At 61.4% G+C, this 26,004-nt stretch carries 23 protein-coding genes; 17 read left to right on the top strand and 6 right to left on the bottom strand.

The window, feature by feature from the left end:
* The 6 genes from ACIQ47_RS01855 to ACIQ47_RS01830 all read left to right on the top strand — a co-directional run.
* Positions 1-1,723 (top strand): peptide ABC transporter substrate-binding protein (locus ACIQ47_RS01855; protein ID WP_396436567.1); only part of this gene is annotated, 1,723 nt, incomplete at its 5' end.
* Positions 1,724-1,726: 3 nt separating this feature from the next.
* On the top strand, positions 1,727-2,686 hold the full coding sequence (locus ACIQ47_RS01850; protein ID WP_396436566.1) for an ABC transporter permease: 960 nt from the start codon (positions 1,727-1,729) through the stop codon (positions 2,684-2,686).
* Positions 2,652-3,584 carry an ABC transporter permease gene (locus ACIQ47_RS01845; RefSeq protein ID WP_396436565.1) on the top strand — a complete coding sequence of 311 codons (933 nt, stop codon included), beginning with the start codon at positions 2,652-2,654 and terminating at the stop codon, positions 3,582-3,584. Before ACIQ47_RS01850 ends, ACIQ47_RS01845 begins: the two co-directional genes overlap by 35 nt.
* Before the next feature lie 12 nt (positions 3,585-3,596).
* Positions 3,597-4,574 carry an ABC transporter ATP-binding protein gene (locus ACIQ47_RS01840; RefSeq protein WP_396436564.1) on the top strand — a complete coding sequence of 326 codons (978 nt, stop codon included), beginning with the start codon at positions 3,597-3,599 and terminating at the stop codon, positions 4,572-4,574.
* Entirely contained in the window at positions 4,571-5,599 is a 1,029-nt protein-coding gene (locus ACIQ47_RS01835; protein WP_396436563.1) for an ABC transporter ATP-binding protein, read from the top strand. Before ACIQ47_RS01840 ends, ACIQ47_RS01835 begins: the two co-directional genes overlap by 4 nt.
* Before the next feature lie 10 nt (positions 5,600-5,609).
* Positions 5,610-6,587: an isoaspartyl peptidase/L-asparaginase family protein gene (locus tag ACIQ47_RS01830; protein WP_396436562.1), complete on the top strand. Its 978-nt coding sequence runs from the start codon at positions 5,610-5,612 to the stop codon at positions 6,585-6,587.
* A gap of 43 nt (positions 6,588-6,630) precedes the next feature.
* Here ACIQ47_RS01830 and ACIQ47_RS01825 read toward each other — a convergent pair whose 3' ends face one another.
* Both ACIQ47_RS01825 and ACIQ47_RS01820 read right to left on the bottom strand, forming a co-directional pair.
* Positions 6,631-7,089, bottom strand: a complete 459-nt coding sequence (locus ACIQ47_RS01825; RefSeq protein ID WP_396436561.1) for a type II toxin-antitoxin system VapC family toxin — start codon at positions 7,087-7,089, stop codon at positions 6,631-6,633.
* Positions 7,086-7,319: a FitA-like ribbon-helix-helix domain-containing protein gene (locus tag ACIQ47_RS01820; RefSeq protein WP_396436560.1), complete on the bottom strand. Its 234-nt coding sequence runs from the start codon at positions 7,317-7,319 to the stop codon at positions 7,086-7,088. The genes ACIQ47_RS01825 and ACIQ47_RS01820 overlap by 4 nt, the downstream gene beginning before the upstream one ends.
* A 235-nt stretch (positions 7,320-7,554) precedes the next feature.
* Here ACIQ47_RS01820 and ACIQ47_RS01815 point away from each other — a divergent pair, with 235 nt between their 5' ends.
* Positions 7,555-8,772 (top strand): CaiB/BaiF CoA transferase family protein, encoded by a 1,218-nt coding sequence (locus tag ACIQ47_RS01815; RefSeq protein ID WP_396436559.1) that lies wholly within the window; start codon positions 7,555-7,557, stop codon positions 8,770-8,772.
* 24 nt (positions 8,773-8,796) lie between these two features.
* Here the strand turns inward: ACIQ47_RS01815 and ACIQ47_RS01810 are convergent, their stop codons facing one another.
* Complete coding sequence (locus ACIQ47_RS01810; RefSeq protein WP_396436558.1) at positions 8,797-9,831, bottom strand: Bug family tripartite tricarboxylate transporter substrate binding protein; 1,035 nt, start codon at positions 9,829-9,831, stop codon at positions 8,797-8,799.
* A gap of 182 nt (positions 9,832-10,013) precedes the next feature.
* On the opposite strand from ACIQ47_RS01810, the gene ACIQ47_RS01805 reads away from it, so the two are divergent.
* A complete protein-coding gene (locus ACIQ47_RS01805; RefSeq protein ID WP_396436557.1) occupies positions 10,014-11,189 on the top strand; it encodes a YbfB/YjiJ family MFS transporter in 1,176 nt (391 codons plus the stop codon).
* On the opposite strand, the gene ACIQ47_RS01800 is transcribed toward ACIQ47_RS01805, so the two are convergent.
* Both ACIQ47_RS01800 and ACIQ47_RS01795 read right to left on the bottom strand, forming a co-directional pair.
* A complete protein-coding gene (locus ACIQ47_RS01800) occupies positions 11,186-11,893 on the bottom strand; it encodes a VOC family protein (RefSeq protein ID WP_396436556.1) in 708 nt (235 codons plus the stop codon). The two genes, ACIQ47_RS01805 and ACIQ47_RS01800, sit on opposite strands and share 4 nt — an antisense overlap.
* Positions 11,877-12,440 carry a C40 family peptidase gene (locus ACIQ47_RS01795; RefSeq protein WP_396436555.1) on the bottom strand — a complete coding sequence of 188 codons (564 nt, stop codon included), beginning with the start codon at positions 12,438-12,440 and terminating at the stop codon, positions 11,877-11,879. Before ACIQ47_RS01795 ends, ACIQ47_RS01800 begins: the two co-directional genes overlap by 17 nt.
* Positions 12,441-12,586: 146 nt before the next feature.
* Between ACIQ47_RS01795 and ACIQ47_RS01790 the strand changes: the two genes are divergently transcribed.
* The 9 genes from ACIQ47_RS01790 (at position 12,587) to ACIQ47_RS01750 (ending at position 25,222) form a co-directional block, all read left to right on the top strand.
* Positions 12,587-13,192, top strand: coding sequence for an isochorismatase family protein (locus tag ACIQ47_RS01790; RefSeq protein WP_396436554.1), 606 nt, complete (start codon positions 12,587-12,589; stop codon positions 13,190-13,192).
* A gap of 174 nt (positions 13,193-13,366) precedes the next feature.
* On the top strand, positions 13,367-15,265 hold the full coding sequence (locus tag ACIQ47_RS01785) for a propionate--CoA ligase (RefSeq protein WP_396436553.1): 1,899 nt from the start codon (positions 13,367-13,369) through the stop codon (positions 15,263-15,265).
* Between the two features lie 238 nt (positions 15,266-15,503).
* Positions 15,504-18,371, top strand: a complete 2,868-nt coding sequence (locus tag ACIQ47_RS01780) for a 2-oxoglutarate dehydrogenase E1 component (RefSeq protein WP_396436552.1) — start codon at positions 15,504-15,506, stop codon at positions 18,369-18,371.
* 91 nt (positions 18,372-18,462) lie between these two features.
* Entirely contained in the window at positions 18,463-19,707 is a 1,245-nt protein-coding gene (gene odhB / locus ACIQ47_RS01775; protein WP_396436551.1) for a 2-oxoglutarate dehydrogenase complex dihydrolipoyllysine-residue succinyltransferase, read from the top strand.
* 60 nt (positions 19,708-19,767) lie between these two features.
* A complete protein-coding gene (gene lpdA / locus ACIQ47_RS01770; RefSeq protein WP_296291843.1) occupies positions 19,768-21,195 on the top strand; it encodes a dihydrolipoyl dehydrogenase in 1,428 nt (475 codons plus the stop codon).
* Positions 21,196-21,307: 112 nt separating this feature from the next.
* Entirely contained in the window at positions 21,308-22,405 is a 1,098-nt protein-coding gene (gene zapE / locus ACIQ47_RS01765; RefSeq protein ID WP_396436550.1) for a cell division protein ZapE, read from the top strand.
* Positions 22,402-22,842: a hypothetical protein gene (locus ACIQ47_RS01760; RefSeq protein ID WP_396436549.1), complete on the top strand. Its 441-nt coding sequence runs from the start codon at positions 22,402-22,404 to the stop codon at positions 22,840-22,842. Before zapE ends, ACIQ47_RS01760 begins: the two co-directional genes overlap by 4 nt.
* Positions 22,839-23,081, top strand: a complete 243-nt coding sequence (locus ACIQ47_RS01755) for a YdcH family protein (protein WP_396436548.1) — start codon at positions 22,839-22,841, stop codon at positions 23,079-23,081. Before ACIQ47_RS01760 ends, ACIQ47_RS01755 begins: the two co-directional genes overlap by 4 nt.
* Positions 23,078-25,222: an ATP-dependent DNA helicase gene (locus ACIQ47_RS01750; protein WP_396436547.1), complete on the top strand. Its 2,145-nt coding sequence runs from the start codon at positions 23,078-23,080 to the stop codon at positions 25,220-25,222. The genes ACIQ47_RS01755 and ACIQ47_RS01750 overlap by 4 nt, the downstream gene beginning before the upstream one ends.
* Here ACIQ47_RS01750 and ACIQ47_RS01745 read toward each other — a convergent pair.
* Entirely contained in the window at positions 25,191-26,000 is an 810-nt protein-coding gene (locus ACIQ47_RS01745; protein ID WP_396436546.1) for an outer membrane protein assembly factor BamD, read from the bottom strand. The two genes, ACIQ47_RS01750 and ACIQ47_RS01745, sit on opposite strands and share 32 nt — an antisense overlap.
* Between the last annotated feature and the right edge of the window lie 4 nt (positions 26,001-26,004).

Raw genomic sequence — 26,004 nt, 5'->3', positions numbered from 1 at the left:
CATTCGCAACATGATTGGGTATGGCTTGACCGTGCCCATGGCCGCTCAAATGCTGTTGACTTCTGGCTTGGCTCAGGCCCAAACGGCTTCCGCCTACAAGCCCACCAAACGCGGTGGTGGCGGTCCCCTGAAGTTGCTCTGGTGGCAAGGCCCCACTTTGCTGCAGCCTCACTTTGCCAGCGGCACCAAGGACCAGGAAGGCTCGCGCATCTTTTATGAGCCCTTGGGTGCCTGGGACAGCGATGGCAACATGATTCCCATTTTGGCCGCTGAAGTGCCGTCTTCTGCCAATGGTGGCGTGTCCAGGGACGGTAAAACCATCACCTGGAAGTTGAAGAGAAATGTGCAGTGGCACGACGGCAAGCCCTTCACAGCCGACGATGTGGTGTTCACCCACGAATACGCTTTGGATCCTGCCACAGCCGCTTACACCGCTGGCACCTACAAAGACATCAAAGTGACCAAGGTCGACAGCCACACGGTCCGGGTCGAATACACGAAGGCTTCGCCATTTTGGGCGGACCCGTTTTGCAGTGCCGCAGGCATGATCATTCCCAAGCACGTGTTTGGCGCTTTCAAAGGGGCCACTTCGCGCGACGCACCCGGCAACCTCAAGCCCGTGGGCACAGGCCCTTACAAATTCCTGGACTTCAAGCCGGGCGACATGTTGCGCGGCGTGATCAACACGAGCTACCACGAAGCCAACCGGCCCTACTTTGACTCCATCGAGATGAAGGGCGGCGGGGATGCCGTGTCGGCGGCGCGCGCTGTTTTGCAAACAGGCGAATACGACTACGCCTGGAACTTGCAAGTCGAAGACGAGTTGTTGCTGCGCCTGGAGCAAGGCGGCAAGGGCAAAACGACGATCACCCCTGGCGGCAACATCGAGTTCATTCAACTCAACCTGGCCGATCCCTGGACCGAAATTGAGGGTGAGCGTGCCCACGCCAGTTCCAAGCATCCCATCCTGTCTGAGTTGGCGGTGCGCCAGGCCTTGAATTTACTGGTTGACCGTGCCGGGATTCAAAAATTCATTTACGGACGCACGGGCATTGCCACGGCCAACTTTCTGAACAACCCCCAGCGCTTTGCTTCCAAAAACACCAAATTCGAGTTCAACATCGACAAAGCCAGTCAGGTGCTCGAGACGGCGGGCTGGAAAAAAGGCGCTGATGGCATTCGTGAAAAAGGCGGCAAAAAACTCAAGTTCGTGTTTCAAACGTCCATCAACGGCCCACGCCAAAAAACCCAGCAAATCATCAAGCAAGCGGCGCAACGGGCAGGCATTGATTTGGAGCTGAAGTCGGTGCCGGCCTCGGTGTATTTCTCGTCCGACCCGGCCAACCCGGACACGTACACCAAGTTCTTTTGCGACATCCAGATGTTCACCACCACCATGCCTCAGCCCGACCCTGAGGTGTTCATGAACCAGTACCTGAGCACCCAGTTTGCCACCAAGGCCAACAAGTGGCTGGGTCGCAACTCCACGCGCTACAGCAATCCGGAGTATGACAAAACCTACCTGGAGGCACAGTCGGAAATGGACCCGGTCAAGCGTGCCGCCTTGTTCATCAAAATGAACGACATGCCGATCAACGACGTGGCCATCATCCCCGTCGTGTATCGCCCACGCACGTCGGGTGCTGTGAGTAACCTGGTCGCGCCTTTGAGCGGCTGGGACAACGACCTGTGGATGCTCAAAGACTGGTTCCGAAACGTCTGATCCATGTTTCACTATGTCTTGCGGCGACTTTTGATCGCCGTGCCCAGTTTGTTGGGCATCAGCTTGTTGCTGTTCACAGTGCTTGCCATGGCCCCGGGTGATCCATTTTCGGAACTGGTCTCCAATCCGAACATTCCACCCGAAGTGGCCTTGTCTTTGCGCGAAAAATTCGGCCTGGACGACCCCCTGATGGTCCGTTACTGGAACTGGCTTGTGGCCATGGTTCAAGGCGATTGGGGCTATTCCTTCATCAGCCGGATCAATGTTGATACGCTGATCATGGACCGCATCCCGGTCACCTTGCTGGTGATTGGATCGTCGCAATTGTTGGCCTTGTGCATTGCCATTCCGGTGGGTGTTTATGCCGCGACTCGGCCTTACTCCTTGTTTGACCAGATTGCGAGCACCTTGGCCTTCATCGGGTTTTCATTGCCCACGTTCTTCACAGGCATTTTGCTGATTTTGTTTTTCAGTATCCATCTGGATTGGTTGCCATTTGTTTACCGGGCCGATATCCCGGAGACAGGTTGGCGCTTTTTCTGGGAGCATTTCAAACAAATGATCATGCCTGTGGCCGTGTTGGGCTTGTTTCAGGCGGGTGCCTGGACGCGCTATGTGCGATCGGCAGTGCTTGATGTGATTCGGCTGGATTATGTGACCACGGCCCGCTCCAAGGGCTTGTCTGAAAAAGTGGTCATCACCAAGCATGTGCTGCGCAACGCGATGATCCCGGTGGTCACTTTGGTGGCCTTGCAGATGCCCGCCATTTTTGGTGGGGCCATCGTGACCGAGCAGATTTTCCGGGTGCCAGGCATTGGCTCTCTGATCATCAGTTCCATGTTGGCCAACGACACGCCTGTGGTGATGGCGGTGACCTTTGTTTTCTCCGCGCTGGTGATTGCGTGCAACCTCATTGCAGATATTTTGTATGGCTGGCTTGACCCCCGCATCTCCTTTGCCTGAGAAGGCCCTAACCCCCCGAGCGTCGGTATCGCCCGGCCGCGAGGCTTGGCGACGCTTCAAACGTCACCGGCTGGCCGTGGTGTGCGCCTTCATTTTGGGTTTCATTATTTTGGCGGTGCTGCTGGGCCCCTGGATTTGGCGTGTGCCGATCAACGAGATTGATTTCACCGCACGCATGCAAGGGCCCTCTTGGACTCACCCCCTGGGCACCGACGATTTGGGACAAGACCTGCTGGCCCGCATGCTGTATGGCGGGCGCATTTCGTTGGCAGTGGGCCTGGCGGCCATGGTCATTGCCATCACCGTCGGGGTGGTGGTGGGCGCGGTGGCGGGCATGTCCAAGGGGCCTGTCGATGTGTTCTTGATGTGGCTGACCGACTTGTTCTTGTCCTTGCCCCAGTTGCCTTTGCTGTTGCTGATTTTTTACCTGTTCAACGACACCCTCAAAAAATGGGTGGGCACCGAGATGGGGGTGTTCATTTTGGTGGTGGCGGTGATTGGCGGCTTGCGCTGGATGCCGGTGGCGCGCCTGGTGCGTGCGCAATTTTTGTCGCTGCGCGAAAAGGAATTCGTGGAAGCGGCGCGTGCCTTGGGGGCCAGTCCTTGGCGGCAAGTCACGGTACACATCTTGCCCAATGCCATGGGGCCGGTGATCGTGGCGGCCACCATCGACGTGGCGGCGGCCATCATTGCCGAATCCACCCTGTCGTTTTTGGGTTTGGGTTTTCCGCCCGACATCCCGACTTGGGGCCGCATTTTGTTTGACGCCAAGGACAACATGGACGTTGCGCCGCACTGGGCCTTGTTTCCTGGCTTGTTGATTTTCATCACCGTGTTGACCATCAACTACATCGGTGACGGTCTGCGTGATGCCTACGATCCGCGCCGCGTGCTTTAAAGAGGTTGACGGATGAGCCCAGCGTTGTTGAAAGTCCAGGACCTGCAGGTGCACTTTGACACCGACGACGGTGTCTTGCATGCGGTCGATGGGGTGAGTTTTCACATCGACCGCAGCGAAACGCTGGGCGTGGTGGGGGAGTCCGGTTGCGGCAAAAGCGTCACGGCCATGACCATCATGAAGCTGTTGGCCATGCCCCCGGGGCGCATTGCCCACGGCCAAATCTGGTTTGAAGGGCAAGACCTGGTGCAGGCTGACTCGGTGGCAATGCAAAAGATCCGCGCCCGTGAGATCGCCATGGTGTTCCAGGAGCCCATGACTTCGCTCAACCCGGTCTTGTCGGTGGGTGAGCAAATTGCTGAAACCTTGCGCTTGCACGAAGGCCTGAGCGCCAAGCAGGCCAAAACCCGAGCCATCGAGATGCTGGGCCTGGTGAACATTCCCAAACCCGAGCAGCGGGTTCATGATTACCCGCACCAGTTTTCAGGGGGCATGCGCCAGCGCGTGATGATCGCCATGGCCCTGTCGTGCAAGCCCAAATTGTTGATTGCCGACGAGCCCACCACCGCGCTGGACGTGACGATTCAGGCCCAGATTCTGGACCTGATGGACCGGCTCAAGTCGCAGATGGGCATGTCCATTTTGTTGATCACACACGCCATGGGCGTGGTGGCCGAAACCTGCCAGCGGGTGGTGGTCATGTACGCTGGTCGGGTGGTCGAAGAGGCCTCGGTGGAGGACTTGTTTGCCTCGCCCGCGCATCCCTACACGCAAGGCCTGATCCGTTCCATCCCGCGCCTGGACCTGGACAGTGCGCACAAGCAGCGCTTGCACGCCATCCCCGGCTCTGTGCCCAAGTTGATCCTTCCTCCCCCCGGCTGCCGCTTTGCGCCCCGGTGTCCGCACGCCAACGCCCGTTGCGCGTCCGAGATGCCTGAGCTGCGTGAACTGTCATCGGGTCACCGGGTGGCTTGCCACTTCGCGATATGACTTCAGACACTGTTTCCTTGCCCTATGCTGCGCACGCAACCGCTGCGGCCAGCCAAGCGCCCGACCTGTTGCAGGTCAAGGGCCTGACCAAATATTTCCCGATCAAGGGGGGACTGTTCAGCGGTGAAGTCGACCGCGTGCACGCCGTGGACGGCGTCAGCTTCAGCATTGCCGCTGGCGAAACCCTGGGCATGGTGGGCGAGTCCGGTTGCGGCAAGTCCACCACGGGCCGCTGCATCTTGCGCCTGATCGAGCCCAGCAGCGGCGAGGTCCGCTTCAACGGCCAGGACGTCACCGCCATGAACCCGCAAGCGCTGCGCGAAGTGCGACGCGACATGCAGATCATTTTTCAGGACCCATTCGCCTCGCTCAACCCGCGCATGACGGTCGAAGCCATCATTGGCGAGGCGCTGACCATCCACAAGCTCACCCAGTCGCCCGCTGAATACCAGGCCCGCGTGGTCGATTTGCTCGAAACCGTGGGCCTGAACGCCGACCACATGCGGCGTTTTCCGCACGAGTTTTCGGGCGGCCAACGCCAGCGCATCGGCATTGCCCGTGCTTTGGCCGTGTCGCCCAAATTGATCGTGTGCGACGAACCGGTGTCGGCCCTCGATGTGTCGATTCAGGCGCAGGTCATCAACTTGCTGGAAGACCTGCAGGCCAAAATGGGCCTGACCTATTTGTTCATCGCGCACGATTTGTCGGTGGTCGAGCACATCAGCAACCGGGTGGCTGTGATGTACCTGGGCCGTGTGGTCGAGATCGCGCCTTCGCGTGATTTGTACACCCGCCCCAAGCACCCCTACACCGAGGCCCTGCTTTCGGCTGTGCCCATTCCGGACCCCAAGGCCAAAAAGCAGCGCATCGTGCTCACCGGCGATGTGCCCAACCCGGTCAACCGCCCCTCGGGCTGCCACTTTCACCCCCGCTGCCCCAAAGCCACCGAGCGTTGCAAGGTGGAAGAGCCTGTGCTCAAAGCCGTGGGCACGCAGCACCAGGCCGCTTGCCACCTGAACGATTGAGGTGGCGCACATGCAGTCGACCCAGCAAGCCCCGGTGACCTTGTTGGTGCATGGCGGTGCCGGCACCTTGATGCGTGCCGATCTCAGCCCCACGCAAGAGCGCGAATACCGCGAAGCCTTGGGCCAGGCTTTGCGGGCCGGGCAGGCCTTGCTGTTGCAAGGCGGCACTGCCCTGGATGCGGCGGTGGCGGCGGTTTGTGTGCTGGAAGACTGCCCCTTGTTCAATGCAGGCAAAGGCTCGGTGTTCACCCACGAGGGCCGCAACGAAATGGACGCCGCCGTGATGGACGGTGCCACGGGCCAGGCCGGTGCCGTGGCCGGTGTGGTCTCGGTGCGCAACCCGATTTTGGCGGCGCAGGCGGTCATGCAGCGCAGTGGCCATGTGTTCCTGATGGGCCAAGGGGCAGAAGCCTTTGCCCGCGCGCAGGGCCTGGCCCTGGAGGGGCCTGAATACTTTCACACCGCGCACCGCTGGCAGCAGCTGCAAGCCGCTTTGGCCCAAAACCAGGTGATGCTGGACCACGACGGACAGCGCCCACAGGGTCAATCCGTGCCCGAGCCCATTGAGCGCAAGTTCGGCACCGTGGGGGCCGTGGCGCTGGACGCGCACGGCCACCTGGCGGCTGCCACGTCCACGGGCGGAATGACCAACAAAATGTTCGGCCGCGTGGGCGATTCGCCCCTGATTGGCGCGGGCACCTATGCGTGCGATGCCACGGCGGCCGTGTCGGCCACCGGTGCGGGCGAATTTTTCATGCGTGGGGTGGTGGCGCACGACATCGCCGCCCGCATGGCCTATGGCGGCTTGAGTTTGGCCGAAGCCACCCAAGCCACCGTGCGAGAAAAACTCGACGCCACCGGCGGGCGCGGCGGGGTGATTGCACTGGACCGGCAGGGCCACTACCAGTTGGCGTTCAACACCGAGGGCATGTACCGGGGCGTGGTGCAGGGCCAGGCCGAACCGCAAATTTCGATTTACCGGGATTGAGCCTGCAAAGGTCTGTGACCTGATCGGGGCCGACCGTCCAGGGTCAGCTCAGTTTGCCCTGTGAAATGAGGTCTTGGCTACTCGTCAGTGCCCATGGGTTGATGACCCCAACCCCTGTGCCCAAAAAGTCCCGAACATGGCGGGTGGCCACCATAAAGCCTTTGGATTTGGCCATCGCGGCGATGGCGCAGTCGGCAAACCCCACCGGGTTGCCCTGAGCCTGAGCCCCGGCCAGGCACGCGGCAAAACACTGCGCTGCGCGGACGTCGAAATTCAATACCCGGTCTTCAAAAAGTGCACCCACTTGGTTGGCCAAGGCCAGAGCCAAGGCATCACGCCGTTTGCCTTGAGGCATGGTTTCCACGCCCGCCAGCAACTCGGCCAGATGGATGCTGGTGATGAACAGGGTGGCAGGCTCTTGGGCATTGAGCCAATGGACGACCCCGGGGTGCGGCAAAGGTTTGAGGGGTTCTGACACCAGGTTGGTGTCCAGGATGATCATTCGAAGCTCGCTGGTTCGACGGGGCGCTTGTCGCGCGGGAAGTCGAGCTCAATGCCACCCAATTGTTGGCCAATCGCGACCAAGGCCGAACCCAAGCCCATTTTTGGAGCCACGGCATTTTCCAAAATCAGGCGAATCTCGGCTTCTGCGCTGCGGCCATGCTGGGCGGCACGCAGTTTCAGGGCGCGGTGAGTGGCCTCGGGCAGGTTTCTGACGGTGACAGCTGACATGGCGCAATCTCCTTGTAATGGGTCTGAATGATGGCAAAGGATTGATTTGAATTCGAGTGGCGTGCTTGCGGGGTTTGGGTATCGGGCATTTCCACCGTTTGTGTGGTTGGGGCGATCTATTCGTGTCGGGGCAGGCATGGTTGCGGTCTTTGCCAAGGCGTGCCGTGGGCGTTTCCCCGTGTCTGCTGTTCATTTCGATCAAGCCTTGCCAAGCGCATTGCCTACACTGGAGGCCATGAAACAAGCCAACGCTTTTTTACCCAGCACCGGCCCCCTGGCCGGACTCAAGGTTCTTGAATTGGGCCAGTTGATCGCTGGGCCTTTCGCCGCCAAAACCCTGGCCGATTTCGGGGCCGATGTGGTCAAGGTCGAGCCGCCCGGCGCGGGCGACCCTTTGCGGCAATGGCGCTTGATGAAAGACGGCACCTCGGTCTGGTGGCAGGTGCAGTCGCGCAACAAACGGTCTTTGGCGCTGGACCTCAAGCAGCCTGCCGCGCAAGACATCGTGCGCCAGCTGGCCGCCGAGAGCGATGTGGTGATTGAAAATTTCCGCCCCGGCGCGATGGAGGGCTGGGGCTTGGGGCCAGACGACTTGCTGGCACTCAACCCCCGCTTGATCATGCTGCGCGTGAGCGGCTACGGCCAAACAGGCCCCTACCGTGACCGCCCCGGCTTTGGGGTGGTGGGCGAGGCCATGGGCGGCATTCGCCACCTGACGGCCGAGCCGGGCCGTGTGCCGGTGCGTGTGGGCATCAGCTTGGGCGACACGCTGGCGGCTTTGCACGGCGTGATTGGGATATTGCTGGCCATGCATGAGCGCCAGACTTCGGGTCGGGGGCAGGTGATCGACGTGGCTTTGTACGAGGCGATGTTCAACTGCATGGAAAGCCTGCTGCCCGAGTACAGCGCCTTTGGCGCGGTGCGTGGCCCAGCGGGCAGCGCTTTGCCGGGCATTGCCCCGAGCAACGCCTACCTGTGCAAGGACGGCGGCTACGCCCTCATTGCGGGCAATGGCGACAGCATTTTCAAGCGGCTGATGGCCGAGATTGGCCGGGACGACCTGGCGCAAGACCCGGCCTTGAAAGACAACACCGGCCGGGTGGCCCGCGTGGCCGAAATCGACGGCGTGATTGGCCAGTGGACGGCGCAGCACACGGTGGACGAGGTGCTCGCCGCGCTGGACCGCGCCAGTGTGCCAGCAGGGCGTATTTACACCGTGGCCGACATCGCACACGACCCGCACTATCAGGCACGCGGCATGTTGCAAACGGTGCACATGGACGACGGCAGCGATTTGATGGTGCCGGGCATCGTGCCCAAGCTCTCACGCACGCCCGGCGGGCACCGGCGCAACGCGCCCGGCATCGGTCAGGACAGCGACGCGGTGCTGGCGGGCATGGGCCTCAGCGCCGCGCAAATCCAGGCGCTGCGTGATCAGGGCATTGTGGCTTGAGCGCAGCGCGCCTGGGTTGCCGCATCACTGTGCCTTGGCGCCCGAGTCTTTCACCACCTTGGCCCATTTGGTGATCTCGGTGGCCTGGTAGCGTGCCAGCTCGGCGGGGCTGGACAGCACCGGATCGAGGCCCAGGGTTTTCAGGCGTTCTTGCACATCGGGCAGCTTGAACACGCGCAGGACTTCGGCGTTGAGTCTGTCGATCACGGGGCGGGGCACGTTCGCCGGGGCAAACATGGCAAACCAGGTGGTGGCCTCAAAGCCGGGCACCGATTCGGCCACGGTGGGCACGTCCGGCGCGGCCGGTGAGCGGGTGGCGGTGGTTTGTGCCAAAGCCCGGATTTTGCCCTCCTTGGCCATGGGCAGGGCCGAAGGCATGTTGTCAAACATGACCTGGATGCTGCCGCCGATCAGGTCGGGTATGGCGAATTGACGGCCCTTGTAAGGCACATGTTCCATGGTGGTGCCGGTGAGCGACTTGAAGAGTTCGCCCGAGACATGCACCGAGGTGCCGATGCCGGGGGAGCCAAAGGACAGTTTGTTGGGGTTGGCCTTCATGTAAGCGATCAACTCGGGCACGTTTTTGACGGGCAGCGCGTTGTTGACCACCAGCAGGTTGGGGGCCGAGGCGATCAGCGAGATGGGGCTGAAGTCCTTGACCATGTCGTAGGGCATTTTTTCGTACAGCGCACCATTGATCGAATGCGTGCCCACGGTGCCCATGACGATGGTGTGGCCGTCGCCGGGGGACTTGGCCACGTTGTCCGCGCCGATGTTGCCGCCCGCGCCGGGCTTGTTGTCCACCACCACCGGAAAGCCCAATTGGGCTTTTTCGCTGAACAGGCGGGCCAGGATGTCGGGCGCACCGCCGGAAGGAAAGGTCACCACCAGGCGCAAAGGTTTGGTGGGAAACGCTTGCGCTGAAGCGCCGACGGCGCTCAAAGCCCCCAGCCCCAGCAACAGACCCCCCAGACTGCGGCGAATCGGGTTGGCGATGCGGCGGGCAGTCCCGGGCGCGGACAGGGCAGAGGCTGTGGGGGTGGCAGAACGTGTGGGCATGAACAACTCCTTTTGAGCGTTTCACTTTAGGGGCCTGCAGGTCGTACCGGGGATGGTGAAAACCCTTTGTCACAGGGGGCTGGCTGTCATGTTCGGGACGCGGTGCGCTGTTGCCTCTAGCGTCTGCACTTGTGCGCCTTGCGCCCAAGGCCGGTACAAATGCGTGGATACTTGGTGCTGCTATGCAAGACACTTCCACCTCCCGTTCGCTGCAACCTTGGCAAGTCATGGTCGGAGGCATTTGCGGCCTGGTGCTGACCATCGGTCTGGCCCGCTTTGCTTACACGCCCTTGCTGCCCGCTTTGCAAGCGCAAACCGGTTTGAACGATGCGGCCGCTGGGGGCTTGGCGTCGGTCAATTATGCGGGTTACATCGTCGGCGCCTTGGTCACAGCCTGGATGGACGATGTGCGTTGGCGTCACCGTTTTTACAGTGCTGGCTTGTGGATGGCTTTGCTCACCACGGGGGCGATGGCGCTGTCAAGCTGGTTGCCGGCTTGGGGGCTGTGGCGCTTTTTGGGTGGTTTGTGCGGGGCCACCGGCATGTTGCTGGGCTCGGGCCTGGTGCTGGGCTGGCTGATGCGTCAGGGCCGCAGGCCCGAGCTGGGGGTGTTGTTCATTGGCCTGGGGCTGGGCATTGTGGTGTCGGCGCTGGGCGCGTGGGTGCTTTCCCGCATCTGGACGCTGTGGTCGGACCAGTGGTTGGCGTTTGCCGCGCTGGGCCTGGTGTTTTTTGTGCCGGCTTGGCTGTGGCGTCCGCCGGTGCCGCCCGCGCCCACCGCTGCAGCGGTCGCCCAAGCGCAGCCGCAGGTCTCGCGCCGCTGGATGGCGACGATGGCGCTGAGTTATTTTGCAGCGGGCTGGGGCTTTGTCATCAGCGCCACATTCACCGTGGCCATTGTTGAGCGTGAACCGGCTTTGGCCGGGCAGGGCGCGTTGGCCTGGGCCCTGGTGGGTCTGGCGGCCATGCCGGCCGTGTTTTTGTGGGACCGTGTGGCCCGAAAGTTGGGCGACATCCCGGCCTTGCTGCTGGCGTTTGGTCTGCAGACCGTGTCCATCGTTTTGCCCGCCTTGTCAGGCTCGTTGCTGGCAGCTTTGGCTGGGGCGGTAGGCTATGGGGCCACCTTCATCGGCATCGTGAGCCTGACCTTGGCGCTGATGGGGCGGCGTGCGCCCCACAACCCGGGCAAAGCCATGGCCCGCTTGACCCTGAGCTACGGTGCCGCGCAAATGATTGCGCCCGTCGTGGCCGGTGCCATGGCGCAGGCCACGGGCAGTTTCAAAGGCGCTTTGTGGCTGACGGCCGCGGTGATGCTCGTGGGCATGGCGCTGCTGTTGGCTTTGCCCAAAGAGAGCTAAATCCCCAGACTTTGCAGCTGGACCAAGCCTTTGGGGGTTTGCAAGCTGGCCACCAGGTTCGCTGGGCCGGTTTCGATGGCGATGTCAGCCAAGCCTATGGCATCAAAGGCGGCTTGCAGTTTGGCACCACTGGGGTGACTCACCGTGAGGCCTTGCAGCGTCACGCCCGAGCGCGGCAGGCTGTTGCGCGGGTGCAGGCGCAGCGGATCGGTGGCCTCGGGCTTGCCCCATTGAATCAGGGTGGGCAAGCAGCCATTGAACAGCCGCTCGCCGTCCTCGCGCACGGTGATTTGCCAATTGAGCGTGCCTTTGCGCGACTTGCGGCTGGCTTGCACCACTTGTCCCCGCTCAATGCCCTGGGTGCGCAGCAGATGGCGGGCAGACTTCACATCTTCGGTGCTGCTGACAAAGTGGATGAGCCGGGGGCCTTGCGCCACGGCTTTTTGCACAGCGGCGTCGTCCATGTCGAACCAGCGCGGCACTTGTGCGCGCTTGGGGATCACGGCCTCTGGGTTGATGGCGATGATTTCGAAGTAAGCCAAGGGAAACTGGGGTGAGGCGATCTTGAAAAGGCGGTTGTGGGTGCCGTATTTTTCATGCTCGCCGCCGGGGCCGGGGCTGATGCCCAGGGTGGCTTCGCACCATTGCACGCCTTGGTCCAGGGAGGCCGCCATCACCACGAGGTGATCAATTTGAGTTTTCATTTCTTGGATTGTCGCCGTTCACGGGCACGCGGCGAGCACCGTTGAAGCGTTTTTGCCAATAAGCGCTGCGCATGTCCTCAACGTTGACGGCTTTGCCCGCACGCGGGGCGTGGATGAATTTGCCATCGCCCACATAGATGCCCACATGGCTGAAGGCTCGGCGCATGGTGTTGAAAAACACCAGATCGCCGGGCTTGAGTTCTTCGCGGTCAATGACCTCGGTGGCCCGGGCTTGGTCCACAGCGCGGCGCGGAAGAATTTGTCCGACCGATTTTTCGTAGAGGTGGCGCACAAAGCCACTGCAATCAAAACCGGTGTTTTCGCTGTTGCCGCCACGGCGGTAGGGCACACCCAGCAAACCCATGGCTTGCTCCACCATGCCAGCAGCTTGGCCACTGGCCTTGTCCTTGACTGCGCCCAGTTGGGTGCTGATCTGCGAGACCAAGCCTCGCTCGGGCAAGCCCGGTGTCGGTGCCTCCTCTGTCGGGGACGACCAAGCAGGCAGGTTCAGGGCTGTAGCCAAAGATAAAAAAATGAGCCAACGCATGTTCTGGCAGCATAACGGATATTTTTGGCTTCAATGATGTGGGTTGTTCGCTGTCAGCACACGCCTTCCCGGTGGTGATCCCTTTTTATGTTTCCAGGTTCGGTGCTGCTGCGACAATCCTGACCCAGACACTCCAAGGACTGAACATGTTGATCGATGCAGATGAAAGCCAATTGGTGCTGGTGGATTTCCAAGCCCGATTGAAGCCCGCGATGCTGGATGCCGATGCCGTCTGGGCCAACGCCATACGGCTGGCCACCTTGGCCCAAGCGCTGGATGTGCCCACCTGGGGCACCGAACAAAACCCGTCTCGATTGGGCGAGATGCCTCCCGAATTGCGCAGCCGCTGCCGCCAGGTGCTGGCCAAGATGCAGTTCAGCGCTGTGGAAGAGGGCTTGGGCGAATGGCTGCAGCCCGAGGCGCCCCAGGCCCCCAAGGGCAATGCCCGCAGCTTGCCACGCCACCTCCAAAAACCCCAGCCCGGCGCAGAGCCGCGCAAGACCATCGTGTTGGCGGGTTGCGAAGCGCACATTTGCTTGCTGCAAACGACGCTGGATTTGCTGGAAGACGAGTTCGAAGTGTGGGTGGTGACCGATGCGTGCAGCTCGCGCACAGAGCGCAACCGCGATGCGGCCTACGACCGCCTGGCTGGGGCTGGGGCTGAGTTGGTGACCGCCGAAATGGTGGCATTCGAGTGGCTGCGCACGGCCGAGCACCCCGATTTCAAGCTGCTGCAAAGTTTGTTCAAGTGAACGGGCCGAGCGGGACGTGCGCTGGCCAACCATCGTCGATGACGGTTTTGACCATGGGCTGAGTCAGCTTCTTGCAAGTCCCTTGGCCATAATTATGAATTCAGAAGTGCTGGGTGGTGCAAAGACATTGCCCCCTTCCCCGGTTTCAACGTGATGGGTATTCAGGAGACATTGATGGGCAATTTCGCAGAATTTCACCAGCGCTCGATCAACGACCGCGACGCTTTTTGGGCCGAGCAGGCCAAACTGGTGGATTGGAAAGTCCAGCCCCAGCAAATTTGCGACTACAGCAACCCGCCGTTTGCCAAGTGGTTTATCGGCGGCCAAACCAACCTGTGCCACAACGCGGTGGACCGCCACCTGGTCGGGCGCGCCGACCAGCCCGCCTTGATCTTCGTGTCGACCGAAACCGACACCGAAAAAACTTACACCTACCGTGACCTGCACGCCGAAGTGCAGCGCATGGCCGCCATCTTGCAAGACCTGGGCGTGGTCAAGGGCGACCGCGTGTTGATCTACATGCCCATGGTCGCCGAAGCGGCGTTCGCCATGTTGGCTTGCGTGCGCCTGGGGGCCATCCATTCGGTGGTGTTTGGCGGTTTCGCGTCGCACTCGCTGGCCACCCGCATCGAAGACGCTTCGCCCAAAGTCATCATCAGTGCCGACGCGGGTTCACGCAGCGGCAAGGTGGTGGCCTACAAGCCCCTGCTCGACGAAGCCATCCAGCTGTCGGCCCACAAACCCGCCAAAGTGGTCATGGTGAACCGAAATCTGGCCGCCTTCACACCCGTGGCTGGCCGCGATGTGGACTACGCCACCGAACGCGTCAAGCACATGGATGCGGTCGTGCCTTGTAAATGGGTGGAATCCACCCACCCCAGCTACACGCTCTACACCTCGGGCACCACCGGCAAACCCAAAGGCGTGCAGCGTGACACCGGCGGCTACACCGTGGCCCTGGCGGCGAGCATGCCCAATGTCTTTGAAGGCAAGCCGGGCGGAACATTCTTCTGCACCAGCGACATTGGCTGGGTGGTGGGCCACAGTTACATCATTTATGGCCCGCTGATCGGCGGCATGGCCACCATCCTGTATGAAGGTCTGCCGATTCGCCCCGACGGCGGCATCTGGTGGAGCCTGGTCGAGAAGTACAAGGTCAACGTCATGTTCAGCGCGCCCACGGCGATCCGTGTGCTGAAAAAACAAGACCCTGCGCTGCTCACCCAATACGATTTGTCCAGCCTGCAAGCGCTGTTCCTGGCCGGGGAGCCGTTGGATGAGCCGACCGCCAAGTGGATTTCTGAAGGCCTGAACGGCAAGGCCATCATCGACAACTACTGGCAAACCGAAACCGGCTGGCCCATCTTGAGCATTTGCAATGGCGTGGAAAAAGCGCCCAGCAAGTTTGGCTCGCCCGGCAAAGCCATTTATGGCTACAACGTCAAACTGGTCGACGACCAGACCGGTGAAGAACTGACGGGTGCCAATCAGAAGGGCGTGTTGACCATCGAAGGCCCGCTGCCCCCCGGCAACCTCCAAACTATCTGGGGCGATGACGAGCGCTTCGTCAAGACTTACTGGAAAACCGTGCCGGGCAAGCTGGTTTACAACACCTTCGACTGGGCTGTGCGCGACGAAGACGGGTACTTTTTCATCCTAGGCCGCACCGACGACGTGATCAACGTGGCCGGGCACCGCTTGGGCACCCGTGAGATCGAAGAAAGCATTTCCAGCCACCCCAACATCGCCGAAGTGGCGGTGGTCGGTGTGGCCGACCCGCTCAAAGGGCAGGTGGCCATGGCCTTTGCCATTGCCAAGGACACCTCGGGCCTGACCGATGCGGCGGCGCGTTTGAAGCTCGAAGGCGAGGTCATGAAGGTGGTGGACTCGCAACTGGGCGCGGTGGCGCGCCCCTCGCGTGTCTTTTTCGTCTCGGCCTTGCCCAAGACGCGCAGCGGCAAATTGCTGCGCCGGGCCATTCAAGCCGTGGCTGAGGGGCGCGATCCGGGCGATCTGACCACCATGGACGACCCGGCCGCTTTGCAGCAGATCGTTGATCAGATCAAAGGCTGATCGAGCCAGGATGACAGGGGGCCCCACTTGGCCGGGGTCTTTTTCCACCCCAAGAGCCTTTTGAACACTTTGTTGGATGCGGCTGTATGCTGGGTATCGGACAAGCCATGGCACAATGATTGATGTACTCAGGCCCTTCCCATGCCACAGTCGCATCCGCCAACCGGTTCAGCCGTGTCGCGGAAGGTAAAAACAACCCAACTTATGTTTCCCAGAGGGAAACGGAGGTCAGCGAAATATGAGCGAGACTAATTCCGTCTACGCTGCCTATCAAGGCAACACGTACTTGTTCGGCGGCAACGCCCCGTATGTCGAAGAGATGTACGAAAACTACCTGGCCAACCCCGGCAGCGTCCCCGACTCCTGGCGCGAATACTTTGACGCCCTCCAGCACGTCCCCGCAACCGATGGCAGCCAAGCCAAAGACGTGCCGCACCTGCCCGTCATCAATGCCTTTGCCGAGCGCGCCAAGTCCGGCGGAACCAAAGTGGTCATGGCCAGTGCCGATGTCGAAATGGGCCGCAAACGCACCGCCGTGCAGCAGCTGATCGCCGCTTACCGCAACGTGGGCCAGCGCTGGGCCGACTTGGACCCGCTCAAGCGCACCGAGCGCCCCAACATCCCTGACCTCGTCCCCGCTTTCTTTGGCTTCACCGATGCCGACCAAGAAACCGTGTTCGACACCAGCAACACCTTCTTCGGCAAAAACCGCATGTCTCTGCGCGAATTGCTCAATGCACTGCGCGAAACCTATTGCGGCACCCTGGGCGCCGAGTACATGTACACCACCGACCAAGCCGAAAAGCGCTGGTGGCAGCAAAAGCTCGAAAGCATCCGCAGCAAGCCCAACTTCACGGTTGACAAGAAAAAGCAGATCCTCGACCGCCTGACGGCCGCCGAAGGTCTGGAGCGCTACCTGCACACCAAGTACGTAGGCCAAAAGCGTTTTTCGCTCGAAGGTGGCGAGAGTTTCATCGCCGCCATGGACGAGTTGATCCAATCCGCCGGCGCGCAAGGCGTGCAGGAAGTCGTGATCGGCATGGCCCACCGTGGCCGCTTGAACGTGTTGGTCAACACCATGGGCAAGTTGCCGGCCGACCTCTTTGCCGAGTTCGACCACACTGCCCCTGAAGAGTTGCCTGCCGGTGACGTGAAGTACCACCAGGGTTTCAGCTCCGACGTGAGCACGGCCGGTGGCCCGGTCCACTTGACTCTGGCCTTCAACCCCTCACACCTGGAAATCGTGAACCCCGTGGTCGAGGGCTCGGTGCGCGCCCGCATGGACCGCCGGGGTGACCCGCAAGGCAAACAGGTGCTGCCCGTGCTGGTGCACGGCGATGCCGCCTTTGGTGGCCAGGGGGTGAACCAGGAAACCTTTGCTCTGGCGCAAACCCGGGGTTATTCCACCGGTGGCACGGTGCACATCATCATCAACAATCAGATCGGCTTTACCACGTCCGACCCTCGCGACATGCGCTCCAGCGTGTTTTGTACCGACATCGTCAAGATGGTCGAGGCTCCGGTATTGCACGTCAACGGCGACGACCCGGAAGCCGTGGTTTTGGCCACGCAGTTGGCGCTCGAATACCGCATGACCTTCCGCAAGGATGTGGTGCTGGACGTGGTGTGCTTTCGCAAACTGGGCCACAACGAACAGGACACCCCTGCGCTGACCCAGCCGCTGATGTACAAGAAAATCGCTGCTCACCCCGGCACGCGCAAGCTGTTTGCCGACAGATTGGCTGCGCAAGGCTTGGGCGATAGCCTGGGCGATGAGATGGCCAAGGCTTACCGCGCCGCACTCGACGCGGGCAAAAACACGACCGAGCCGGTGCTGACCAACTTCAAGACACAATTCACGGTGGACTGGTCGCCCTTCTTGGGCAAGAAGTGGACCGATGCGGGCGACACCGCCATTCCGCTGGCTGAGTGGAAGCGCGTCGCCGAAAAAATCACGACCATCCCTGAATCGGTGACGCCGCACCAATTGGTCAAAAAGGTGTACGACGACCGCGCGGCCATGGGCCGTGGCGAAACACCCGTCGACTGGGGCATGGGCGAACACATGGCCTTCGCCTCTTTGGTGGCCAGTGGCTACCCCGTGCGCCTGTCGGGCGAAGATTGCGGCCGTGGCACGTTCACACACCGCCACGCGGTCATTCACGACCAAAAGCGTGAGAAGTGGGACACAGGCACTTACGTGGCCCTGCAAAATGTCTCTGACAAGCAGGCACCGTTTGTGGTCATCGACTCGATCTTGTCCGAAGAAGCGGTGCTGGCATTTGAATACGGTTACGCCTCCAACGACCCCAACACCCTGGTGATCTGGGAGGCGCAGTTTGGCGACTTCGCCAACGGCGCACAGGTGGTCATCGACCAGTTCATCGCCTCGGGTGAGGTCAAGTGGGGCCGTGTCAACGGCATCACCTTGATGTTGCCTCATGGCTACGAAGGTCAAGGGCCAGAGCACAGCTCGGCCCGTGTGGAGCGCTTCATGCAGCTGGCGGCCGACACCAACATGCAACTGGTTCAGCCCACCACGGCCAGTCAGATCTTCCATGTGCTGCGTCGCCAGATGGTGCGCAACCTGCGCAAGCCCTTGGTCATCTTCACGCCAAAGTCGCTGCTGCGCAACAAGGACGCGACATCGCCCGTGTCCGAGTTCACGCATGGCAGCTTCCAGACCGTGATCCCAGAGAACAAAACACTCAAGGCCGACAAGGTCAAGCGCTTGGTGGCTTGCTCGGGCAAGGTCTATTACGACCTGGTCAAGCACCGCGAGGCCAAGGGTGCTGACGACGTGGCCATCATCCGTGTGGAGCAGCTCTACCCCTTCCCGCACAAGGCCTTTGCGGCCGAGCTGAAGAAGTACCCCAACGCCACCGACCTCGTGTGGTGCCAGGACGAACCGCAAAACCAGGGGGCCTGGTTCTTCATCCAGCACAACATCCACGAAAACATGCAGGATGGCCAAAAGCTCGGTTACGCCGGTCGCGCAGCCTCCGCCTCGCCCGCGGTGGGTTACTCGCACCTGCACCAGGACCAGCAAAAGGCGCTGATTGAGGCGGCCTTTGCCAAACTCAAGGGCTTCGTGCTGACCAAGTGATGCGGCCTCTGGCGCTGAGTGTTCAGCGCCAGACCCTTCACCTGAATCCTCTCGTACACCTTCCTAACGTACAACGCATAACGGAAAAATCATGGCAATCGTAGAAGTCAAAGTTCCCCAACTGTCCGAGTCCGTGGCCGAGGCCACCATGCTGCAGTGGAAAAAGAAAGTCGGCGACACCGTGGCCGCCGATGAGATTCTGATCGAGATCGAAACCGACAAGGTCGTGCTCGAAGTGCCCGCGCCCGCCGCTGGCGTCCTGTCTGAAATCCTCCAGGCTGACGGTGCCACGGTGGCCGCCGAGCAACTGATCGCACGCATCGACACCGACGGCAAAGTGGCCGCCGCACCTGCAGCAGCGCCAGCCGCTGCATCGGCTCTGGCTGCCGCCGCTGCACCCTCAGTGGCCAGCACCAGCATGGCCGGTGTGGCCATGCCCGCTGCAGCCAAGCTGATGGCCGACAACAGTCTGGCTGCGGGCTCGGTGCCTGGCACCGGCAAAGACGGCCGCGTGACCAAGGGCGATGTGCTGGCTGCAGTGGCCGGTGGCGTCAAAACGACTGCCGCGGTGATCCCGACCGGCGTGCCCACCAAGGCCTTGCCGCAGGTGTCTGGCCCGGCGGTTGATTTGGGCGAGCGCCCCGAGCAGCGCGTGCCCATGACGCGTCTGCGTGCCCGTGTGGCCGAGCGTTTGCTGCAATCGCAATCGACCAACGCCATCCTGACGACGTTCAACGAAATCAACATGGCTCCGGTCATGGACATGCGCAAGCGCATGCAAGAGCGCTTCGAGAAGGAACATGGCTGCAAGCTGGGCTTCATGAGCTTTTTTGTCAAGGCCGCTGTGCACGCCCTCAAGAAGTTCCCCGTGCTCAACGCCTCGGTGGATGGCAACGACATCGTTTACCACGGCTACTTCGACATCGGCATCGCGGTGGGTTCGCCCCGTGGTCTGGTGGTGCCCATCTTGCGCAACGCCGACCAGATGAGCTTTGCCGACATCGAGAAAAAGATCGCTGAATTTGGCCAAAAAGCCAAAGACGGCAAGCTGGGCATGGAAGAGATGACCGGCGGCACCTTCTCGATTTCCAACGGCGGCACCTTCGGCTCGATGATGTCCACCCCCATCATCAACCCACCCCAGTCGGCCATTTTGGGCGTTCACGCGACCAAAGACCGTGCCATGGTGGAAAACGGCCAGGTCGTGGTTCGCCCCATGAACTACTTTGCCATGTCGTACGACCACCGCATCATCGACGGCCGCGAAGCTGTCTTGGGCTTGGTCGCCATGAAAGAAGCGCTGGAAGATCCAGCCCGCTTGCTGTTCGACATCTGAAACCCCTTGTTTTGAATGCCCCCTGCCCAGGGGGCGTTTTCCATCCAGAAGACCCATTCCATGAGCAAACAATTCGACGTCGTCGTCATCGGCGGTGGCCCCGGTGGCTACATTGCGGCCATTCGAGCCGCGCAACTCGGTTTCCAGGTCGCCTGTATCGACGAATGGAAAAACGCAGCCGGTGGCCCAGCGCCCGGCGGCACCTGCACCAACGTGGGCTGCATCCCGTCCAAGGCTTTGTTGCAGTCCAGCGAACACTTTGAGCACGCCAACCACCACTTCGCAGACCACGGCATCACGGCCAAGGACGTGAAGATGGACGTGGCCAAGATGCTGGCGCGCAAAGACACCGTGGTGAAGCAAAACAACGATGGCATTCTTTACCTGCTCAAGAAAAACAAGGTCACCTTTTTCCACGGTCGCGGCAGCTTTGCTGGCCAAGCTGAAGGCGGCTATGCCATCAACGTGGCTGGAAAGACCGAAGAGGCCATCACGGCCAAGCAAGTGATCATCGCCACCGGCTCCAACGCGCGTGCTCTGCCTGGCACGCCGTTTGACGAAGTCAATGTGTTGTCCAACGATGGCGCTTTGCGCGTGGGCGCAGTGCCCAAGAAGCTGGCCCTGATCGGCTCCGGCGTGATCGGTCTGGAAATGGGTTCGGTCTGGCGCCGTCTGGGCGCAGAAGTCACCATCCTCGAAGGTCTGCCGACTTTCCTGGGGGCCGTGGACGAGCAAATCGCCAAGGAAGCCAAGAAGGCTTTCGACAAACAAGGCCTGAAGATCGAGCTGGGCGTGAAAGTTGGCGAGATCGTCAACGGCAAGAAGGGCGTGACTGTCCACTACACCAACGCCAAGGGCGAAGCCGTGGCGCTGGACGCCGACAAGCTGATCATCTCGATCGGCCGCGTGCCCAACACCATCGGTTTGAACACCGAAGCGGTCGGCCTGCAACTGGACGAACGCGGCGCGATCGTGGTGGACTCGGATTGCAAAACCAACCTGCCCGGCGTGTGGGCGGTGGGTGATGTGGTGCGCGGCCCGATGCTGGCGCACAAAGCCGAAGAAGAGGGCGTGGCCGTGGCCGAGCGCATCGCAGGTCAGCACGGTCATGTCAACTTCAACACCATCCCTTGGGTCATTTACACCAGCCCTGAGATCGCTTGGGTGGGTCGCACCGAGCAGCAGCTCAAAGCCGATGGCGTGGCCTACAAGGCGGGTTCGTTCCCGTTCTTGGCCAATGGCCGTGCCCGTGCTTTGGGCGACACGACGGGCATGGTGAAAATGCTGGCCGATGCGACCACCGACGAAATCCTGGGTGTGCACATCGTGGGCCCACAAGCCAGCGAGTTGATCGCCGAGGCTGTGGTGGCCATGGAGTTCCGTGCCAGCGCCGAAGACATTGCCCGCATTTGCCACGCGCACCCGTCCTTGAGCGAGTCGACCAAAGAGGCCGCTTTGGCTGTGGACAAGCGCACGCTGAACTTCTGAGTCTTTAACGCCCCCGGAGCTGCGGTTCTGGGTGAGTTGGGTTAAAGTTCTGCATCCCTAAAACCCGGGCCTGGTCCCGGGTTTTGTTTTTGAATTGAAGAGCAAGCCCCCCATGTCCGTTCGTGAAGTTTACGAAGAAGAGCTCCAAAAACGTGCTTACCAAAGCGATCCGGCCCAACTGCGGGCCATCGAGGCGCTGGAGCGGTGCGCCAGCGAGTGGACCGCCTACCAATCCAAGCGTTCAGGACTGCTGGGCAAGTTCTTCAGCCGCCCTGAGATCCCCAAGGGGGTTTACATGTTTGGGGGCGTGGGGCGCGGTAAAAGCTTTTTGATGGACTGCTTTTTTGCGGCCCTGCCCATCCAGCGCAAGACCCGGCTGCATTTTCACGAGTTCATGCGGGAGGTGCACCGTGAGCTGACCGCCATTCAGGGCACCGTGAACCCGCTGGACGAGCTGGGCAAGCGCATGGCCAAGCGTTACCAGCTGATTTGCTTTGACGAGTTCCATGTGGCCGACATCACCGACGCGATGATCTTGCATCGGCTGCTGGTGGCTTTGTTTGACAATGGCGTGGGCTTTGTCACCACCTCCAATTTTGAACCCGACGGCTTGTACCCCGGGGGTCTGCACCGTGACCGGATTTTGCCTGCCATTGCTTTGTTGAACCAGCGCATGCAGGTGCTCAGTGTGGACAACGGCATCGATTACCGCCGCCGCACCTTGGAGCAGGTCAAGCTTTACCACTCGCCACTGGGTGAGCAGGCCGATGCCGAGATGAACGATGCCTTCAACCGCCTGGCCACGGGCCCCGATGAAGACCCGGTGCTGCACATCGAAGCGCGCAACATCACCGCCAAACGCCGCGCCGGGGATGTGGTCTGGTTTGACTTTCGCGCCATTTGCGGCGGTCCGCGTTCGCAAAACGACTACCTGGAAATCGCCACGCAGTACCACACGGTTTTGCTCAGCAATGTGCCGCACATGCCGGTGAGCATGGCGTCTGAAGCACGGCGCTTCACTTGGCTGATCGATGTGCTGTACGACCGCCGGGTCAAGCTGATCATGTCGGCCGCCGTGCCGCCCGAGGGCCTGTACACTTCAGGTCCGATGTCGCACGAGTTTCCACGCACCGTCTCGCGCTTGCATGAAATGCAGTCCAGCGAGTTTCTGGCGTTGGAACACCGCACGGTGGACACGCAGCTCACATGACAAGCGCATTTTTGAGCAGGTGTTGCGGTTTGGCGCTGAGCCTGTTGTCGGGCTGGGGCGTTCAGGCGCAAATCGTCCATACAGAAACCTTGACGGCCCCGATGACGTATCTGGCCCTCCCCGTGCTGGACACTCAGACACCATTGGCTTCGGACCCCAGCTTGACTGAGGTGCCCGAGGCCATCACACGCCAACGACAGGCACTGGCAGCACAACGCAGCGCCATTGTGCAAGCCGAGCAGATGCAGCAAGCGGCGTGTTGGCAAAAATTTGCCGTCAACGTCTGCTTGAGCGATGCGCGACTCACCCGAAGACAGGCGTTGGCGCCCTTGCGCCAGCAGGAGTTGGCCTTGAACGCGCAAGAGCGGTCGTGGCGCACCGAGCAACGCGAACGGCGTTTGCAATTCAAGCCATCCGAGACTCGGGGGGCACCATGAGCGAAGACAGCCCCAGCAATGTGTCCAAGACAGCGTCAGTTGATTTGCGTTCACCCCAACGTCAGCTGATCGAATGCCAAATCGAGCATGCCGACCTGGATGCACGGATTGACCAAGCCGTGTCTGTGCCCGTTCAACTCGACGAACTGAGCTTGCGACGCATGAAAAAACGCCGTTTGGTCCTGCGTGACCAGATCGTTCAGCTGCAATCGCAGTTGTCCCCCAAGGAACCCGCTTGAATTTGCTCGATCAGCGGGTGGCCGAAACCCTGTCCGGCCACGGGGTGTTGGCGCAAACCGTGCCGGGTTTTCAGCCTCGGCAGGGCCAGACCGACATGGCCATGGCGGTCAGCCGCACGGTGCAAGACGGCGGTCAGTTGGTGGTGGAGGCAGGCACGGGCACGGGCAAGACCTACGCCTATCTGGTGCCGGTCTTGCTGAGTGGCCAGCGGGCCCTGGTGTCCACGGCCACCAAGGCGCTGCAAGACCAATTATTTTCTCGCGACATTCCGCGTTTGGTGGAGGTGTTGGGTTTGCCCATTCGGGTGGCTTTGCTCAAAGGCCGTGGCAACTACTTGTGCCTGCACCGCATGGAGCAAGCCCGGCACAGCCCTGAATCGGCCCAACCCGGGGCGCAAAAAGCCTTGGCCAAGATCGAGACCTGGGCGCAATCCACCCGCAGCGGCGACATGGCCGAGCTGACGGGTTTGGACGAGCGCTCCTCCTTGTGGCCGCTGGTCACCTCCACCCGCGACAACTGCCTGGGCTCAACCTGCCCACGCTTTCGCGCTTGCCATGTCAATCTGGCGCGCAAAGAGGCCATGGCCGCGGACGTGGTGGTCATCAACCACCATCTTTTCTTTGCGGACATGGCGGTGCGCGAGTCGGGTGTGGCCGAGCTGCTGCCCACGGTGCGCGTGACCGTGTTTGACGAGGCTCACCAACTCAACGAGATCGGGGTGAATTTTTTGGGCCAGCAATTGTCCACAGTGCAGTTGCACGAACTGGTGCGCGATGTGCTGGCCACCGGTTTGCAGTTGGCGCGTGGCCTGGTCGATTGGCAAGCCCTGAGCGCCGGCCTGGAAAAAGCCGCCCGCGATTGGCGCCTGACCGCTGGCCAGCACCGAGGATCGGTGCGTTTGCGTTGGACGGGCCAACACCCGGAGGGGGTGGCTCCAGACGAGTGGTCGGATGCACTGCAAGCGGTGTCGAGCGCCTTGGTGAATTTGCAAAATGGCTTGGACATGGTGAGCGAGCTGGCCCCCGATTTTCAGCGACTGGGCGAGCGCACCCGCGAGCTGATGCAGCGCGCCACCTTGTTCACTGAAATGCCCAACCCCGAGGGCGTGCGCTGGGTCGAGGTGAGTGCACAACTGCGCCTGATCGAGTCGCCCTTGGACATCGCGCAGGCCTTTTCTGCCCTGACCCGTCCTGTGTCAGTGACGCCGCAACCCGCGGCCGAGGCCGAGTCGCCCCCAGACGCCGACTCTTTGGAGGCCTTGATGGCGGGGGTTCCGCGACACGCTGTAAGCCACCCTGCGTCGGCAGGGCATGCGCCGGCAGGACCTGCGCCGGGTGTGGGGCAGCGGGCCTGGATTTTCACCTCGGCGACTTTGGGTCACGAGCCGAGTTTGCGCTGGTTCACCGAGCCTTGTGGCCTGAGCTCGGCCGAGGTCATGCAGGTCAACAGCCCTTTTGACTATGCACAGCAAGCGGCTCTGTATGTGCCGCCGCACCTGCCTCGTCCGGGTGACCCGGGCCACGCCCACCAGGTGGCTGCTTTGGTGCTGGAGGCGCTGGCGATTTTGGGCGGCCGAACCCTGGTGTTGACCACCACCTTGAACGCGATGCGCAGCATTGGCGAGCAACTGCAAGCGCAGTGTGAAGGCAGTGTGGAGGTGCTGGTGCAGGGCCAAAGCCCCAAGAGACGCTTGATGGAGCGTTTTCGCGAGGGGGGAGGGCGCGGTGACGCGCAAGGCCGCATGGGTTGCGTGCTGGTGGCCTCGGCCTCATTTTGGGAGGGCTTCGATGTGCCCGGTGATGCGCTGCAACTGGTGGTCATCGACAAGCTGCCTTTTCCGCCACCGGGTGATCCGCTGTTTGAGGCGCGCAGCCTGCGCATCACGCAGCAGGGCAAGAGCGCTTTTGCTGACCACGCTCTGCCGGAAGCGGCGGTGTCACTCAAACAAGGGGCAGGGCGCTTGATCCGCAGCGAAACCGATCGCGGCATTTTGGTGGTGTGCGACAACCGCCTGAGCACCATGTCCTATGGCCGGCGCTTGCTGCGGGGTTTGCCCGCCATGCGCCGCCTGGACGACCACGCGGCTTTTATGGAAGCGCTGCGTCAGCTCACCACAGACGCCAGCCACTCGAGCGCTTGACCTCTGCGCCATCGGTGAGCAAAAAGGCCGACTTTGGGAAGCTGCTTTGCAACACACGCTTGGCATCGTTGCTCAGCGTCGCCATGCCCATGGCCTTGTAAGAGCTGATCAAAATGGCCAGGGCTTCCTCGAGGGCAGGCACGCCCTGGTAGTCGGCAATGGCCTGCTGCGCCCGGTTGATGGCCGCCACATGCGCGCCCCGGCTGGCATAGAAACGGGCCACATGCACCTCGTAAGCGGCCAGCGAGTTGATGATGTAAGTCATGCGCTGGCGTGCATCAGCGGTGTATTTGGAGTCCGGAAAGCGTGTGCTCAGATCGCGAAAGGCCTCGTAGGAGTCTTTCGCGGCCTTTTGGTCACGCTCGGAGAGGTCTTGACGCGTGATGAAAGCGAACAAACCCAGGTTGTCGTTGAAGTTGACCAAGCCTTTGAGGTAAATCGCGTAGTCCAGGGCCGGGCTGGTGGGGTGCAGTCGGATGAATCGGTCCAGCGTGGCGATGGCCTGGATCTTGTCGCCGGTTTTGTACTGGGCGAAAGCCTTGTTGATCTGGGCTTGTTGGGCAAGGGCTGTGCCTGCGGCGCGGCCTTCGAGTTTTTCGTAATAGCCAATGGCCTTGTCCCAGGCACCCGCGCTCGCCTCGTCGCGGGCTTCGCTGTAGATCTTTTCAGGGGTCCAGCCTGCCGTCAGGTCCTTGGGGGTGTTGGCGCAGCCACTCAGAAGGAGTCCCATGGTCAAAACCAGGCCAGCTGGAACCATTGATAATCTGAAGCTTTGCATCTGT

This window comes from Limnohabitans sp. (assembly GCF_044373035.1).
In the GTDB taxonomy this organism is placed as follows: domain Bacteria; phylum Pseudomonadota; class Gammaproteobacteria; order Burkholderiales; family Burkholderiaceae_C; genus Limnohabitans_A.
This window is presented reverse-complemented; position numbering and strand designations above follow the sequence as displayed.